General features: G+C 49.1%; 18 protein-coding genes. 10 read left to right on the plus strand and 8 right to left on the minus strand.

The features are described from left to right. The first annotated feature begins 136 nt into the window (after positions 1-136). Positions 137-1,030, plus strand: a complete 894-nt coding sequence (locus B0475_RS05900) for a tetratricopeptide repeat protein (protein WP_077410836.1) — start codon at positions 137-139, stop codon at positions 1,028-1,030. A 12-nt stretch (positions 1,031-1,042) separates the two neighbouring features. On the opposite strand, the gene B0475_RS05905 is transcribed toward B0475_RS05900, so the two are convergent. Together B0475_RS05905 and B0475_RS05910 are read right to left on the minus strand one after the other, a co-directional pair. Further along, positions 1,043-2,272 carry an RNA polymerase sigma factor gene (locus B0475_RS05905; protein WP_077410837.1) on the minus strand — a complete coding sequence of 410 codons (1,230 nt, stop codon included), beginning with the start codon at positions 2,270-2,272 and terminating at the stop codon, positions 1,043-1,045. 9 nt (positions 2,273-2,281) lie between these two features. After that, positions 2,282-2,635: a YciI family protein gene (locus B0475_RS05910; protein ID WP_077410838.1), complete on the minus strand. Its 354-nt coding sequence runs from the start codon at positions 2,633-2,635 to the stop codon at positions 2,282-2,284. A 257-nt stretch (positions 2,636-2,892) separates the two neighbouring features. Between B0475_RS05910 and B0475_RS05915 the strand changes: the two genes are divergently transcribed. The 3 genes from B0475_RS05915 to B0475_RS05925 are packed head-to-tail and all read left to right on the plus strand — an operon-like array spanning position 2,893 to position 4,556. Then, the gene (locus B0475_RS05915; RefSeq protein ID WP_157892737.1) at positions 2,893-3,372 is read left to right on the plus strand and encodes a hypothetical protein; all 480 of its coding nucleotides are present in this window, start codon (positions 2,893-2,895) and stop codon (positions 3,370-3,372) included. Beyond that, complete coding sequence (locus tag B0475_RS05920; RefSeq protein WP_077410840.1) at positions 3,369-3,584, plus strand: helix-turn-helix transcriptional regulator; 216 nt, start codon at positions 3,369-3,371, stop codon at positions 3,582-3,584. The genes B0475_RS05915 and B0475_RS05920 overlap by 4 nt, the downstream gene beginning before the upstream one ends. 6 nt (positions 3,585-3,590) lie before the next feature. Beyond that, complete coding sequence (locus tag B0475_RS05925) at positions 3,591-4,556, plus strand: NAD(P)-dependent alcohol dehydrogenase (RefSeq protein WP_077410841.1); 966 nt, start codon at positions 3,591-3,593, stop codon at positions 4,554-4,556. Here the strand turns inward: B0475_RS05925 and B0475_RS05930 are convergent. Continuing rightward, the gene (locus B0475_RS05930) at positions 4,544-4,909 is read right to left on the minus strand and encodes a MarR family winged helix-turn-helix transcriptional regulator (protein ID WP_198538142.1); all 366 of its coding nucleotides are present in this window, start codon (positions 4,907-4,909) and stop codon (positions 4,544-4,546) included. The genes B0475_RS05925 and B0475_RS05930 overlap by 13 nt on opposite strands. A gap of 169 nt (positions 4,910-5,078) precedes the next feature. Here B0475_RS05930 and B0475_RS05935 point away from each other — a divergent pair, with 169 nt between their 5' ends. Together B0475_RS05935 and B0475_RS05940 are read left to right on the plus strand one after the other, a co-directional pair. Further along, entirely contained in the window at positions 5,079-5,816 is a 738-nt protein-coding gene (locus tag B0475_RS05935) for an alpha/beta fold hydrolase (protein ID WP_077410843.1), read from the plus strand. Next, positions 5,800-6,609 (plus strand): acyl-CoA thioesterase, encoded by an 810-nt coding sequence (locus B0475_RS05940; RefSeq protein ID WP_157892738.1) that lies wholly within the window; start codon positions 5,800-5,802, stop codon positions 6,607-6,609. The genes B0475_RS05935 and B0475_RS05940 overlap by 17 nt, the downstream gene beginning before the upstream one ends. A gap of 9 nt (positions 6,610-6,618) precedes the next feature. On the opposite strand, the gene B0475_RS05945 is transcribed toward B0475_RS05940, so the two are convergent. From B0475_RS05945 to B0475_RS05955, 3 genes are all read right to left on the minus strand, one after another. Continuing rightward, complete coding sequence (locus tag B0475_RS05945) at positions 6,619-7,914, minus strand: DUF1329 domain-containing protein (RefSeq protein WP_077410845.1); 1,296 nt, start codon at positions 7,912-7,914, stop codon at positions 6,619-6,621. Further along, positions 7,911-8,390, minus strand: coding sequence for a GNAT family N-acetyltransferase (locus B0475_RS05950; RefSeq protein ID WP_077410846.1), 480 nt, complete (start codon positions 8,388-8,390; stop codon positions 7,911-7,913). The genes B0475_RS05945 and B0475_RS05950 overlap by 4 nt, the downstream gene beginning before the upstream one ends. A gap of 104 nt (positions 8,391-8,494) precedes the next feature. After that, the gene (locus B0475_RS05955) at positions 8,495-9,238 is read right to left on the minus strand and encodes an SDR family oxidoreductase (protein ID WP_077410847.1); all 744 of its coding nucleotides are present in this window, start codon (positions 9,236-9,238) and stop codon (positions 8,495-8,497) included. Between the two features lie 159 nt (positions 9,239-9,397). On the opposite strand from B0475_RS05955, the gene B0475_RS05960 reads away from it, so the two are divergent. From B0475_RS05960 to B0475_RS05970, 4 genes are all read left to right on the plus strand, one after another. After that, complete coding sequence (locus B0475_RS05960) at positions 9,398-10,003, plus strand: TetR/AcrR family transcriptional regulator (protein WP_077410848.1); 606 nt, start codon at positions 9,398-9,400, stop codon at positions 10,001-10,003. Positions 10,004-10,006: 3 nt separating this feature from the next. Then, positions 10,007-10,492, plus strand: a complete 486-nt coding sequence (locus B0475_RS05965) for a DUF4442 domain-containing protein (protein ID WP_077410849.1) — start codon at positions 10,007-10,009, stop codon at positions 10,490-10,492. A 119-nt stretch (positions 10,493-10,611) separates the two neighbouring features. After that, positions 10,612-10,989: a hypothetical protein gene (locus tag B0475_RS17620; RefSeq protein WP_157892739.1), complete on the plus strand. Its 378-nt coding sequence runs from the start codon at positions 10,612-10,614 to the stop codon at positions 10,987-10,989. Positions 10,990-10,997: 8 nt separating this feature from the next. Beyond that, positions 10,998-11,882, plus strand: a complete 885-nt coding sequence (locus B0475_RS05970) for a winged helix-turn-helix domain-containing protein (RefSeq protein ID WP_157892740.1) — start codon at positions 10,998-11,000, stop codon at positions 11,880-11,882. A 37-nt stretch (positions 11,883-11,919) separates the two neighbouring features. Here the strand turns inward: B0475_RS05970 and B0475_RS05975 are convergent, their stop codons facing one another. Next, complete coding sequence (locus tag B0475_RS05975) at positions 11,920-12,669, minus strand: choice-of-anchor J domain-containing protein (RefSeq protein ID WP_077410851.1); 750 nt, start codon at positions 12,667-12,669, stop codon at positions 11,920-11,922. A gap of 209 nt (positions 12,670-12,878) precedes the next feature. Beyond that, positions 12,879-14,489, minus strand: coding sequence for an integrin alpha (locus B0475_RS05980; RefSeq protein ID WP_077410852.1), 1,611 nt, complete (start codon positions 14,487-14,489; stop codon positions 12,879-12,881). Between the last annotated feature and the right edge of the window lie 93 nt (positions 14,490-14,582).

Raw genomic sequence — 14,582 nt, forward strand, 5'->3', positions numbered from 1 at the left:
AGTTTATGTTGACCAATTGTGCGGTGTTCTCTTGCAGGTCACTGGTTTCGTGAGTCTTTGTTTCGAGAAATGCAATCATTCAGTTGCGATTCAATTTCAACCCGCTAAGATTTGATTATTTGAATTGGCCATTGATATGAAGCTCAAACAATCCCTGATCATCACCACTTTCTTATTTCACGCAACGATAACCGGCGCGGTCACCGAAGTTCAACGCACAGCCATCAATGAATTACTCCAAAAGAATGATTGGGACACCGCCATGGATCTGGCTGAGGATCTGGTCGATGCCCACCCACAAAGTTCTCTGGCTCATTACCTGTTGGCCAGTGCCATCAGGGTCAAAATGCAGGAAGTCAGCCAGGTGCGGGCCATGTTTTCCATCGGTGACTACAAAGAATCGCTGGCCAAAGCCATTGAGTTGGATCCGCAGAACCTCGATGCCAGAACCGAAGAAATTGGTTTCTATATGTTTGCTCCTGGAATGGCCGGTGGTGACAAGGCCGTTGCGGCCAATAAAATCGCGGCACTTAAAATGGTGAATCAGATCAAAGGTCTGGAAATGGAGGCGCAACTGGCTGCGGTCAATGAAGACCAGGCTGGTGCAGTAACGGTGTTACAGTCATTGATTGCTCTGGATCCGCATAACCCAGGTGCGTTGATGCAATTGGCAGTGGTTGCCATGCAAGACAATGATTTTCAGCAAGCCGATGAGTACTTACTTAATATAACAGCTGAACAGGACGCGGGATGGCCATTGATGGCGACCTATCAACGCGCCAAAGCCCGGGTGTTGGCCAAGCAGGATTTAGACACAGCGATTGATCTATTGATTGCGTATCGACAAGCTTTACCAGAGGTGGTATCGGCATTGAGTTTACCCGATGACTCTGCAGTTTACTGGCGCATGGCCCTGGCACATGAGCAGCAAGGTGAAGTCAGCGAAGCGATTCGATTGTTGCGGCAGAGTGTGCAGTTAAATGGTGACTTTGAGCCAGCACAAGAAGACTTGGATCGCCTGACTGAGTGATGTTTGTTGCATTCATAATGCGTTGATTTGTTGCTTAATATACCCTTGTTCACGGCGATTCTGACTTAATTTCAGCGCTTGGACAAAATGTTTTCTGGCAGCCTCTTTATCGCTCAATGCCCGGGTAATCTCTGCCCGGGCCAGGTGGTATGGCAGGTATTGGTTGAGGTTATCCTCATTCAGTTGTTCGATGACGTGCTGGGCTTGTTGAGGTTTTTTGGCAAAGCTCAGCGCTACCGCAAGATTGATCTGCACCGTATCAGTGCATTGGTGCATCAGTAATTTCTGGTACAAGGCCACGATCTGTGGCCAGTCGGTGTCTTCCCAGCAAGTTGCCTGGCTATGAACACCACTGATGGCTGCCTGGATTTGATAGCGGCCGGGTTTTCGGCACCGGATGGCTTGTCTGAACCAGTCATTCGCCTGGTCAATCAATTCTCTGTTCCAAAGTCCGCGGTCTTGTTGCTGCAAGCTGATAAACGCCTGGCTGCCCTGGCGTGCTTTGATGCGTGATTGATGAAAACACATCAATGATAATAAGCCCATGATTTCGGCCTGTTGAGGTAATAAATGATTGAGGGTGGCGCCCAGGTATAACGCTTCTTCTGTCTGTTTGTCATCCACCAATGAAGGGGTGTCGTGGCTGTAATAACCCTGGTTATAGATCAGATAAATCACTGTCAGTACATTATCAAGCCGGTCAGGCAAGTCCTGGCTGGCAGGAACCTGGTAGGGTATGCTGCTGAGTTTGATTTTCCTTTTGGCCCTGACCAGGCGTTGTGCCATGGTAGGGGTTTTTATGATGAATGCTGCTGCAACCTGCTGGGTGCTGAAGCCACAGACGGTATTGAGGGTCAATGCCACCTGGCTGTTGTTATCGAGGGCCGGGTGGCAGCAAGTGAAAATCAATTTAAGTCGTTCATCTTCAAGGTATTCATCTGGGTTCTCAGCAGAATCATCACAGCCCACTGCCAGAGACTGCAGCAGTGGTTGTTTGCGGCGGAAAGACTGCGTTCTGCGTAGTCCGTCAATGATGATTCTGCTGGCAGTGGTCATCAACCAGCTCAGGGGATTGTCAGGCACGCTGTCCTGCCAGTGAATCCAGGCTTTGCTGAACGCTTCCTGTAAAGCGTCCTCTGCCAGTTCAATGTCCCTGAATCGACTGATCAGCCCGGCCAGCAGGCGGGCCCGGTGCTGTCTAACCAGATCATCAATGTGTTGTTTCAGCTGGCAGGGTTTCATCTATTGATTTCAGTCTGACAGATTCATAATGGGCCTGATTTCAATGCTGCCATAGGCTGCCGTGGGAATTTTAGCTGCATATGCAATGGCTTCGTCCAGATTTTCGCAGTCCAGGAGATAGAATCCCCCCAAGGCTTCTTTGGTTTCTGCGAATGGTCCGTCAGTGATTTCCTGCTGGCCATTTCTGACGCGCACCGTGGTTGCGGTGTTGATCGATTCAAGTGGTTCACCGGCCACGTACACGCCATCGTTCTGGGTTTCATCGTTGAATGACTGGTATTCTCCAAGCATCTTCATAAACGCTTCGGTGCCTGGTTGCGGACCGGCATCTTCTGCACTGTATATCATCAGTAAATATTGCATGTTTTTTCTCCTTTGGTAATTAAACATCATAACTCAATAACAATTGGTTAGTCATTGGGCACGTGTGGTATCCACCCTGCGGTAGGTGCAGGGGTTCTGTTGTTCAGGTTCTATGACCTTATGGTTAAGACGTATGGAGTGTCCGGATTTCGACACACTGGAGGAAAAAGTTGACAATTGGGTGCTTTATGTGCCTAAATGATACCTATAGGTTACATTATGTCACCTTAAACTATCTTAAATAATGGAGAAAGGGCATGAATACTGATCATTGTGCAGAAAAGATTGACCGCATTTACTCAAGAATGGCCTGGGGTATGTTACTGATGGGTTTGATGTTTGTTTTCAAATTGATTGAACTGGTGGTTGCCGCCGACTGGCAAGCATGGATTACCGCAATCACACCATGGATGGGCTTGGTGGTCAGTTTACTGATAATATGGACCTTGGGGCCATCGGTGTTCAGTAAACTGAAAAACAAACAACCCATGCAGCAGGAACCTGAGGGCTTTTCTGCTGAGATGATCAATCAGGCATTGGCCATTTCCTGGGGGGCGACCATTTGCGGTTTGGTTCTGATGCAATCTGTCAGCAAGGTTTTGTTTTCCCATGAATTGAACGGAGCGGTTTATTTCAATGCTGCCATGGCTTTGCTGTTCATATCTGCCAGTTCGACATTTTTGTATCTGACTCATTCCGGCTACGATCAGATTCAACCGGATGAGTGGAGCGAATGAAAGGTCAACTTAACAACCGCATCAGGGTGTTCCGGGCCGAGCACCGGATCAGTCAAAGTGAATTGGCAGCGGCCATAGGCGTATCCAGGAAAACCATCAGTACCATCGAGGTAGGACGTTTTGTACCCTCTACGGTCATCGCCCTGAAAATTGCCCAATATTTTGCTGTAACTGTTGAAGATGTTTTCAGTTTATCCGGCTCCAATACCTGAGGTGTCATGAAAGTCATAGTTTGTAAGTTTTATGGAACAACCGATGTTTTGTCATTGGCACAGCAGGCTGTGCCGACACCTGGCAAGCATGAGGTATTGATCGAAGTAAAGGCTGCTTCGGTTAATCCGGTGGATTGGAAAATCCGGTCCGGACGGTTGTTGATCAAGACTGGTCTGCGTCCTCCAAAGATACTTGGATCTGATTTTTCCGGGGTCATTCAGGCAATTGGTTCACAAGTGAACGAGTACGCCGTTGGTGACGAAGTTTGGGGTAAGTTTGATTCATTCAAAGGTGGCTCATATGCCCAAATGGTGGTTGCCAGAACCAGTCAGATCGGTCTGAAACCGGTTAATCTGGATTTTTTCCAGGCCGCGGCGGTACCCAATGTCGGCCTGACAGCTTATCAGGCGATGGTTCATAAAGCCAGGTTACAGCCAGGACAACAGGTGCTCATCAATGGAGCTTCCGGAGGGGTTGGACTGATGGCGGTACAAATGGCCAAAGCCATGGATTGCGAGGTCACTGCGGTGTGCAGTGGGAAAAACCAGGCCCTGGTCAGGTCCATGGGTGCTGACCATGTTCTTGATTACCGGCAGGATGACATTCTGGCAGCCAACAAAGCCTATCAGGTGTTTTTTGATTGTGTGGCCAATCAATCGTTCTTTCGGGTTTACCGAACCCTCAAACCAGGGGGCGTGCACATCAAAACCATGCCAGACATGTACACAATGACTGGTCAGCTGATCAGGCCACTGTCAGTCAGGAGGCCGGATCACATCATGGTCAAACCCAGTCATGGCGACCTCGAGCAATTGAAAAAATGGATTGAAGAAGGTCAATTGAAACCAGTGATCCAGCAGATTTTCCCATTGTCTTCAGTGGCGTCGGCTCATCGCTTGAGTGAAACCGGGAGGGTGGTAGGAAAACTGGTGCTGGATGTGGCATCAGTTGACATCAATCAGCCCAATTGATCGAGGGCATCATACACCCGGTTCATGATGATGAGGTTGGTTTCAATTTCCTGGTCACTGAGCACTTGAGTCATGGCCTGGACAACTTCAATTTGCACGGCCATCGATTGTTGTAGTTTGGCCAGTCCATGGGGGGTCAGGAAAAGCAACTGTTGACGACCATCCTGATTGCTCTTGCGTCGTTCAATAAACCCCCGTTCTGACAGTTTTTTCAACAACGCAGAGGTGTTGCTTTTTACCACCAGTAACCGGTCGCTGAGTTGTTGCTGAGAACTGCCTGGTTTGTGAAACACATTCATCAAAATTTCATGCTGTGCTGTGGTCAGATCCAGCCTGGCCAGTTTCTGGTTCATGACTTTCTGGCACTTTAGGTAGCATTTGACCACAGCCAGCCATGAGGCGTGGCCTTTGATGTCGGCGGGTCTGAATGATGGAGTTGGTTGCATATTCACAAATGGTTCACATATGAACTATATACTGTATAATGAATCTACCCATATGTAAACCATGGAGCAAAATAATATGTATTCATCCTCAGTTGGTCCATTGAAACCGCCTGGTAAGTTCAATACCCTGAAAGAGATGCGTGCGCCATTGGAATGGCTGTTCAGCTATCAGAACAGGCGAAAGCTGGCCCATGTGCCCCGCGGTCAGGGACAACTGGTGGTACTGGTTCCGGGTTATGGCGCCGATGAATGGTCTATGCGACCACTGAAAAAGTTCCTGACCGGCATCGGCTACCGGGTCTTCGACTGGGGCCACGGACGTAACCGGGGACTGGTTACTCACGACACCCAACGGTTGGCTGTCACTGTTGAAAACCTGTATAAAAAGCATGATCAGCAAGCGGTACATTTGATTGGCTGGAGCCTGGGTGGGGTATTGTCCAGAGAAGTGGCACGGTTGCACCCACATTGGGTCAGTCAAATCATCACCCTGGGTACCCCCTTGATCGGTGGACCCAAATACACGGTGGTGGCCAATCGATATGCCAAAAGCATGAACATGGATCTGGATGCCTATGAAGCAGAGATTCATGCCATCAATGAGCAGGGTTTGAGCCAACCACTGACAGTGATATACAGCAAGTCAGACGGCATTGTTGGTTGGCGAGCTGCATTGGACGCTTACAATCCCCAGGCCAGGAACCTGGAGGTCAGTTGTTCACACATGGGTATGGGGGTGAGTGCAGAAGTCTGGGACATCATTGCGCATACCCTGGCTGATTCTGATGTGGAGACCAATGATGCACCTGGATGATTTACTGCTGGCTTTGGCGAAAACCGGTCAACACGGTCTTTGTATCCCGGATACCTGGGCCCAGGGCCGAACGGTTTATGGGGGGCTGACGGCGGCATTGGTGCTTCGCGATATGCAGCAAAAGATGAGCCGGCAAAACAACGATCACCGACCGGTGAGGTACCTGAATGTCAGTTTTGTAGGTCCACTTAAAGTCAATGTACCCATCCATTTTGAATCAACGGTCTTGCGATCGGGGCGCAGTGCCACACAAGTCATGACTACGGTCTTACAGGCCGGTCAGACCTGTGTGGTAGCTCAGGGCTGTTTTGCCATCGAACGTGATTCTGCGATTCATTTGACCGATCGGTGTGGTCATGAGATGACACCTCCTAAAAAAGCCAATTTCATTCCGCAGATTCCTCGGGTGGTGCCTCGTTTTCTGCGTCATTTTGAGATCAACTTGCAAGCGGGTCGTTTACCATTCATGCGCGGTACAAAAAGCCATTTGCATGGTTGGATGCGGTTTAAAAAACCACCTGCTGTGCTGCATGAAGAACATGTGATTGCAGCGATTGATGCCTGGCCCAGCACAGTGCTTCAACAATTGAAAAAGCCAGCAGCCGCCAGTACCATGAACTGGAATCTGGCATTCACTCAAACGGCACAGTTACCAACTCAAAATGACTGGATGGCATATCAGGCAACGACTGCTCATGCCGCCAGCGGTTATGTCATTGGTGATGCTCATATCTGGAACAGTCAGGGTCAGTTAATGGCTTTAAGCCGACAGACTGTAGGGGTGTTTGGTTAATTGTGACATTTATTTGACAAACCTTTTCAGACCATTGGTGGTGAACATTTGGTCTGGCAATGGCTCAGCAGAGTAATCGGTACTTTTGGGTGCCTCATTTTTAAGCCCCATGACATGGTAACTGCGTTGGTTCAAGTCATGATAGGTGTTTACCACTGGTAATGTGCCTGGCAGTTGATGTTCCTGTCTGAGGAATGACAGGCTGACCCTGAACAATTGACCTTGTTTATTGTATTGATCGGCCATCACCACTGACCAGGAATCTTCGTCCACATAAAAATCCCGTTGACTGTAAATATGTCGCCATTGGTCTTTCAGGCTGGCTCTGATCACCCACACCCGGTGGGCTTCAAATCGGGTATATACCGGGTTCAGATGACCCGCTGTCAATAATTGGTCCAGGTGCAGGTCATCATCGGCGAGTTTTTCATTGTTGTAAGGTATATAGAGGATGCGTTGGCCAAGTAATTGCCAGTCAAACCGATCCGGAGAGCCATTGATCATGTCGGTGTCATCTGCTGTGCGCAGTCCGTTGGCACTGCTAACCGGTTGGTCATAAGCCACATTGGGGGCCCTGATAACCCGCCGCCGTCCGTTGTCCCACAACCAGGCCGTGCGCGATTCAGCCATTTGATCCAATGGTTCCAGTACCAGGCCGCCGCCACCGGATTGAGTGGCTGGTGCGGTGATTTTGGACAGTGCTGAAAACAGTCTGTTGTTGTTTTTTTGCAGGTAATGGTCAAAACGGATCAGGGTCTCCCTACTGACCAGTTGCCACTGGCCTTTGGCATTGACATTGGCGTCACTGGCAAAACTGCGAATGTACTGACCACGCCATCGGGCCAGGTGATTGAAGTACACTTCCAGCGCCGATTTGGGTATAGGGAAGGGAATGCCTGACAGGGTATTTGTCAGGCCTGTTTGGTCAGGATTCAGTTCAGCCTGAGTGGCATTGCGTCGGGTGTTTTCATAGACCCAGTCGGGTGCTGAAAAAGTCCGGTGACTGGGATAAACCGGAATCTGAAAGTGTTGTGGGTAGGTCTTCAGTAGGGCCTGCAACCCGGCTGACAGTCGTTCCTGATGTGCGCCCATGTTGTGCTGATTAATGAAAAACAGGGGTTTCTCATCGGATGCTATGTGGGTTACATCCTGCCAGGCGGGGATGCCAGCCTGTTCATCTGCCGGACCTGCTCCCATAACGGTCAGCGTTCGTCCCAGTTGCTCCGCCTCAGCTTCACTGACTTTGGCGTTCACTGTTACCCCGGTCAACAGCAAACTGGCCAACAGCATAGGTTTGACTTTCATGTTGAGCCTTTGGCGGTTTGATCCAGCCGCATTTCAACCAGGTGATGAACAAAGCCGATTTTTTCATAGGCTTTGATGGCTCGTTCATTGCTGGCATAAACATGCAGGATGATTTCGCTGATGCCCTGATGGTTAAACCAATTCCTGATGTTGTCAATCAACGCTTCTGCAAGCCCCTTTCCCCGGTGTTCTGGTTTGACATACATGAAACCGATGTAACCCAGATGGGAAGTTTGGAAAAAGGGTTTTCGCGGTCTGATCTGACCATACAGACTACCCACTACCTGACCATCATGGTTTTCGGCAACCAGTACCTGAGTGTCTTTGGCATCCAGGTATTCTTCAAGCGGATAGTAACTGATGGGCTGATCCTGGATCAGGGTGGGGTCCATGGGGCGTTCAGTGGCAATGATTTGTTGTTCAAAGGCCAGCAGGGTCGGTAGATCTTCGTGGATGGCCTGACGAATGTGGCTCATGATAATCTGCTCAAAACATCAATGCTTCATGATAGGTCAAAACAGCCACAGATAAAACCAGTTTTTGACCAGGATGAGTGGAGTTCATCCTGGTCAGGTGTGAATCAGTTTGATTCTGGTAAAGGCTCAACGATGTTGACTGCATAATCATGATACTGGGTTTCAAAATCTTTGGCCATGGTGTCCGGAAACAAGTGGAATTGGCCGGATTGCAATGCCTCTACAATACCTTCTGAGACCAGTTCCGCCGGGTCAGCACCTTCTGACATTCCAGCCTCATTGGCCATGTCAGTGGCGATTGGTCCAGGGTGCACAGACAACACCTGAATGTTGTGATCCGCCCAACTGTCTTTCAGCCCTTGTGTTAACGAATAGGCTGCTGCTTTGGAAGCTGAATAAGTGGTGAAAGGTGCGAAATTCTTGATCGATGCCACGGAGTTCAATTGCACAAAAGCAGCCTTTTCTTTGTCAGCCAGAATGGGTTGATAGGCCTGTGCCATGCGCAGCAGCCCAAAGGTATTGATGTTGAGTTCGAAGTTCAGAGCATCTTCGGCAGTTGGATCAAGCACATCGGCCGATTTCAGGACTCCGGCGTTATTGACCACCACGTCAGCATCAGTGGTTTGGGCAGCCAGGTTTTTGATTGCAGCAGGATCTGCCACATCCACTTGAACGGGTTCAACGCGTGATCCGTATTGTTCGACCAGTGATTGCACTGAATCGGTGTTACGCACAGCCAGATAGACTTTTTTGGCACCATGCTTAAGAAATGATTGGACGATGGCCAGTCCGATGCCGCGATTGGCGCCGGTTACCACAGCGATTTTATTGTTGATTTGAAAGGTCATTGATGTGTTCACTATGTTGTTGTTGATGAATGCTGTTATTCAGCGCGGCTCGCCGATCGATTGATTTTGTTTAATGTGTACCGATCGGTATGTTTGCAATATTATACCGAGCGGTATAAAATTAACAAGGATTAATTTTAGCAATTTCTTCAGGAACCAATGGCAGCAGGCAGACAGCGAACATTTGATAAACAACAGGCCCTTGAACAAGCAATGCGGGTTTTCTGGCAGAAAGGTTTTGTAGGCGCTTCACTGGCTGACTTAACCCAGAGTATGGGCATCAATAAACCCAGTATGTATGCCGCCTTTGGAAACAAAGAACAATTGTTTATCCAGGCCACAGAAAACTACATGGCTCATTATGCATCAGGACATGCCCGCTTTTTACAGGCTGATGACCAGCCCATGGCATTGCGCCTGAAGAATTTCCTGTTGTCAGCAGTGGCAGCTCAATGCGGCGAACATGGCCCCAAAGGCTGTTACCTGTCAGTCTGTGTTTCAGAAGCGGCCAGTCTGGATTTTCCAGATCAGGCCCATGCCACCATAGAACAGATGAAAAACATCACAGAAGAATTATTGGTGGGGTTTTTCAGCCAGGCTCAGCAAAAGGCTGAAATCAGTCAGTCAGCCAATGTCCGGCAACTGGCTGCATACTATGTGACTCTATTGCATGGCACAGCGGCCATGGCCCGGGCAGGTAAGTCATTGGCTGCACTCGAACAGACCATTGACCTGGCCTTACAACTGATTGATGAAGGTGATTGACTCATGGGTATTTTCAAAAAATTTTCGACAGTCAATCAGGCGGCTAAACTCAAAAAACTACTCAATTGGTATGGGCCTTACCTGGGTGCAGGGATCAAACTTGAATACATTGCTGATGACTGGCGTGAAGTCAGGGTGGCGATGCACATGAAGTGGTATAACCGCAATGCGGTTGGCACTCATTTTGGTGGATCATTGTATGCGATGATCGATCCGCACTACATGCTGATGCTGATGAAGTTACTGGGTAAGGACTATGTGGTATGGGATAAGGCTGCTCACATTGACTTCATCAAACCTGGCACCGGCACTGTCAGGGCCACCATGTTGATCACCGATGAACAACTTGAGGAGGTCATAGAACAAACCAGCAGTGGACACAAGTTTCTGCCCAGGTTCATCGCTGAAATTCGTGATGAAACCGGAGAGCTGGTCGCCAAAGCCACCAAAACCCTGTATGTCAGACGCAGACCCATTCATCATCGATAACATTCAAAATACCTGAGCCATGTTTAACAAGGACATCAACGTCTTTGATTTGCTGAATTGATCACAGAAAACAGTCATTTGTGTTGTGATAGAATAATGCAAAAAAATGTGCTCGAAACATGGACCAATCAACCATCAGTATCACCATCAATGGCAAAACCCATCAGCTCAGGCTGGATGATCCTGAGGGCATTAAAAGCTTGCCATGGGAAGACCGCAAACAGCTGATTAAAGTGCTCGAAGTGATCCATCAGGCTGAGCACGTCAAAAAACCTGACAGCCAAGCCGTGACCCCAATCAGGCCTGACATTAAACCCGACAAACCAGTGGCCAATAAGAAAACCGCGACAGCTTCATCACAGGACATTGATGTATTGATGAGTCAGCTGATCATTGAGGACCGTAAAAATCAAACCCCCATTCCTGATCGCTCTGTGGCCATCAAATGGATGTTGGCGATTATTCTGGTCATCATTGTGTTGAGTTTGTTGTTCTGAATAATTCAATGAAGCTACACATTGGCCCTTATTCTGTTGATCCGACCAACACCAAAGTGCTTAAAAATGGCAAACCGGTGAAATGGGGTGAAAAGGCCAGCCAATTGTTCATGCTGCTACTCAGAAACTCCCCAACCACCACCAGTAAAGAAGCCATTTTTGATTATGTCTGGAAAGACCGCGTGGTGACGGAAAATTCATTGTACAAAATCATCAGCAAACTGCGACAGGAATTAGCAGCTGATGGCATTGAAGTTGAATCAGTTTTTGGAGAAGGTTATCGTTTAACCAACCTGACAGAGATCTCAGAATCTACTGAGCAGGTCAGTCAGAATAAAGGTGGGTATGCGATGCATCTGATAGGTGGATCAATCCTTCTGTTGATTACATCTGTCCTGATGTGGTGGTTAATGCATTTGCGTCAACAAGATCATTTGCTGGCTAAAATGGTCGAGTTGGATCGCACGCTGGCAGTGACCAAGCAGGCTTTTATCAGTCAAATCAACCGCCGGAATGAGCTGGGTGAATTGTTGCAACAGCGGCTGCCATGGCGGGCAGAGGATTCGTGGGAAAAGCGTTTTTATGGTTATTATGACCAAATGAATGAACAGGAACGGTTTTTGTGCCAGCAAACCCGGGCATATTCTGAAGGCCCTTTGCTGGAGCACAATCAGGCTGCATTGGATTTATTGAAAGCCAACCCGGATATGGTGGAGGCTTTGCCACTGGCACCGGATTTGATGACCCACCTGACGATTTGGTTGAATAAATACCACCGGGTTTTTGCCGATGCTGAAAAAATGTGCCTGCTCTATGTCGGTGTAGAAGACGGGGCCAGTTATCCTCAAGGTTTTGATCAACAACTCAAAGATTGGATCATCGAACACCAATAGCCACAGACCAGAACCATTCGATCTGTGGCCGTTCCGGTCAGTTTCTTTTGGGGTTAAAAGTAAACAGCAATGCAAACCACATCAGGATCATAACAGCCAGCACCAGGATGCCTGCCAGCCCCAGGCCAGGGACGGGTATCGGGTTATTGCCGGCTGGAGTAACAGGCCCAATACTCAGGCTGTCGATGCCAATCAGATTGCCATTGAACGGTGCCTGACTGACGTTCTCAACAAAGTAAACCAAAGCCAACCGCCCAGCACCATTGACCGGTACATGAAAAGCCGTCCATTGTTGTGGGTAACCGTTGGTCACCAAGTCGGGATTGACGCTGGCCAAAACCTGAAAATCACCAAAGTCAGTCCCACTACCCCCATTACCATTGGGTTGGTCAGTGATACAGGGGCCGGTGTTGGTGCTGCCGGTTGGGCTGTGGACCACCATCAGCCGATCTGCAGCCATAGAGCCGGTTTCGGTGCGGGTGAAAAAATTCAATTGTTCAACAAAGCCAATATCTGGCAGGATCAACCAGTCACACAATACATTGCCTCCGGTTTGGCCAGCCCCGCCAAGGATGTAGGAATCATCCGGACCGGCTTCTGCAGGAAATACACTGGCAAAGCCCTGATTCCATGATAAGTCGCCAATGAAATCAGAGCGGTTATCAAATACCCAGCCCTGTCCGGTCAGTTGATTGATGTTTTCAAATCCTTCCTCGAAGCCACCGGCGATGGCCTGTCCGGCAACGATGGCCCAAACCAGTAAGCTGTATTTAATATGTTTATTCATGAGACATTCCTGTGATAATGAAAAGTGCCCCAAGTGTAGGTAAGTGTGCTGGAATCACCGAGTGAATCATTCTGAAGAATTCTGCCCACTTCTGAATGGCGCTGGATTCAGACAGATAAACATGCTGATCGGGAATCATAAAGCCAGGGTGAAATGCGTGCCCTGAGTGATGTATATTCAATTCAGGACACGCGCAAGGGCTTGGATGTTCAATCAAAATCATCAGCAAAAATCAGGTCAGGCAAAGCAAAAGTCATGACTTGAACCGAACCGGTGTCATTTTCGGCATCCGCAGAATCATCACCAGGCATTCCCACCACCAGTTCAGCGCCGTTGCCGAAATCGCCGAGTGTCAATGAGCGAGTCATTTCATCGCCTAAACTGGCCCCCAGGGTGTGGTAGGTGTTGCCGGAAAGGGTGAGACCACCAGGACCTCCATGGATGACATTAAATGCGCCACGCAATGAATTCTCCCGTGGAATTCCAACCACCAGGTCATCATAATCGTCATAATTGATGTTACCGGCCACCAAACTGTCACCAAATTGATCTGCGGCTTCAGCCAAGCCATTGAGGCTGTTTTGACTGGGCGAGCTTTGGTGGAATATCTGATTGCCGGTGGTGGTCAGACCGCCAGCAGAACCATAGATCACATTGACCGCGCCGGCATCGTTGATGCCATCGACATTGATGTGTTCATTGGGCACGCCAATGGCCAGGTCTTCAGCGGCATCGCCATCAAAATTGCCGGTGGTCACGGAGGTGCCAAAACGATCCAATGCTTCAACGGCGCCCTCAATGGAGCCAGCTTGCGACCAGATTTCATCACTGCCGGTGGTGATGCCACCGGATGATCCATAAAACACCTGCACACCTCCGGCATTGTTCAGGCCATTGATGTCTTCGCCAGGGATGCCTACGGCCAGATCATCAAAAGCAGAGCCGTCCCGGAAGCGACCGGCAGCCAGACTCAGGCCAAATTGATCGTTGGCGTCAGTTGAACCTTCTGCACCAGCTGAATTTTGACTCATGCGCTGACGGTTTTCGCCAGTGATGCCATCTGTCGGGTGACCAAAGAAAATATCAATCACTCCTCCGTTGGCGATTTGATTGGCATTGCCAAAGTCTTCAAATGGGGTGCCCACCGCCAGGTCATCACAGGCATGGCCATTGTCAGCATCACCATCAAAATTACCGCTGGTCATGCTCCAGCCAAATCGGTCACCGTCTTCTATGAAGTCAGAAAACAAGGCTCCCTGACCCGTGCCCTGCCAGATGAAAGTTGAACCCTGGCCATTGTCTGGGAAGCCAGTTTGAGCGCCATAGAAAATATTGATGGCCCCCACCGCATTGAGTAATTCGCCGGAGATGGTTACTGATTCATCCGGGGTGCCAACCGCCAGGTCAGTGAAGCCATCACAATTGAAGTCGCCGCTGGCCATCGCATGGCCAAAAAAATCATTGGCTTCAATGCCATTGAGGGTTTCCAGATTGGATCCTGAATTATCAAAGGTCTGAAACAGGTATTGTTCATCATTGGTCGATAACCCGTTGGCTGAACCATAGATCACCAGCACGGTGCCGGTGTTGAGAATCGCACCACCAAAAAAATCATGATTGGGTATCCCGATGGCCAGGTCATCGATGCCGTCACCATTGAAATCCCCCCTGGCCACAGTTTCTCCAAACCGATCGATGGGTTCATTGGCACCACTGATACCGGCGGTATCAAGGTTCCATTTAACGTTGTCGGTGATCACCGCAGCTGGAAGGGTGTGGCTCACCAGCACGCACCCACATAACAGTAAAGTCTTGTTCATATCGTTCTCCTCTTAACACGAAAAAATCATTGTCCTGTGGGTTAAGCATCGAAGATTGACTGAATTTGTTTACCGCATAAGCAGTTTGGGAAG

Origin of the sequence: Marinicella sediminis (assembly GCF_002000055.1) — a bacterium.
Classification (GTDB): Bacteria; Pseudomonadota; Gammaproteobacteria; order Xanthomonadales; family Marinicellaceae; genus Marinicella; species Marinicella sediminis.

Excerpts from the sequence above, each read along its gene's own strand:
- B0475_RS05905 (WP_077410837.1), bottom strand. The coding sequence starts at position 2,272 with ATGAAACCCTGCCAGCTGAAACAACACATTGATGATCTGGTTAGACAG.
- B0475_RS05965 (WP_077410849.1), top strand. The coding sequence starts at position 10,007 with ATGGGTATTTTCAAAAAATTTTCGACAGTCAATCAGGCGGCTAAACTC.
- B0475_RS05980 (WP_077410852.1), bottom strand. The coding sequence starts at position 14,489 with ATGAACAAGACTTTACTGTTATGTGGGTGCGTGCTGGTGAGCCACACC.
- B0475_RS05940 (WP_157892738.1), top strand. The coding sequence starts at position 5,800 with ATGATGCACCTGGATGATTTACTGCTGGCTTTGGCGAAAACCGGTCAA.
- B0475_RS05960 (WP_077410848.1), top strand. The coding sequence starts at position 9,398 with ATGGCAGCAGGCAGACAGCGAACATTTGATAAACAACAGGCCCTTGAA.
- B0475_RS05910 (WP_077410838.1), bottom strand. The coding sequence starts at position 2,635 with ATGCAATATTTACTGATGATATACAGTGCAGAAGATGCCGGTCCGCAA.
- B0475_RS05970 (WP_157892740.1), top strand. The coding sequence starts at position 10,998 with ATGAAGCTACACATTGGCCCTTATTCTGTTGATCCGACCAACACCAAA.
- B0475_RS05935 (WP_077410843.1), top strand. The coding sequence starts at position 5,079 with ATGTATTCATCCTCAGTTGGTCCATTGAAACCGCCTGGTAAGTTCAAT.
- B0475_RS05930 (WP_198538142.1), bottom strand. The coding sequence starts at position 4,909 with ATGAACCAGAAACTGGCCAGGCTGGATCTGACCACAGCACAGCATGAA.
- B0475_RS05950 (WP_077410846.1), bottom strand. The coding sequence starts at position 8,390 with ATGAGCCACATTCGTCAGGCCATCCACGAAGATCTACCGACCCTGCTG.
- B0475_RS05955 (WP_077410847.1), bottom strand. The coding sequence starts at position 9,238 with ATGACCTTTCAAATCAACAATAAAATCGCTGTGGTAACCGGCGCCAAT.
- B0475_RS05920 (WP_077410840.1), top strand. The coding sequence starts at position 3,369 with ATGAAAGGTCAACTTAACAACCGCATCAGGGTGTTCCGGGCCGAGCAC.
- B0475_RS05925 (WP_077410841.1), top strand. The coding sequence starts at position 3,591 with ATGAAAGTCATAGTTTGTAAGTTTTATGGAACAACCGATGTTTTGTCA.
- B0475_RS05915 (WP_157892737.1), top strand. The coding sequence starts at position 2,893 with ATGAATACTGATCATTGTGCAGAAAAGATTGACCGCATTTACTCAAGA.
- B0475_RS05900 (WP_077410836.1), top strand. The coding sequence starts at position 137 with ATGAAGCTCAAACAATCCCTGATCATCACCACTTTCTTATTTCACGCA.
- B0475_RS05975 (WP_077410851.1), bottom strand. The coding sequence starts at position 12,669 with ATGAATAAACATATTAAATACAGCTTACTGGTTTGGGCCATCGTTGCC.
- B0475_RS05945 (WP_077410845.1), bottom strand. The coding sequence starts at position 7,914 with ATGAAAGTCAAACCTATGCTGTTGGCCAGTTTGCTGTTGACCGGGGTA.
- B0475_RS17620 (WP_157892739.1), top strand. The coding sequence starts at position 10,612 with ATGGACCAATCAACCATCAGTATCACCATCAATGGCAAAACCCATCAG.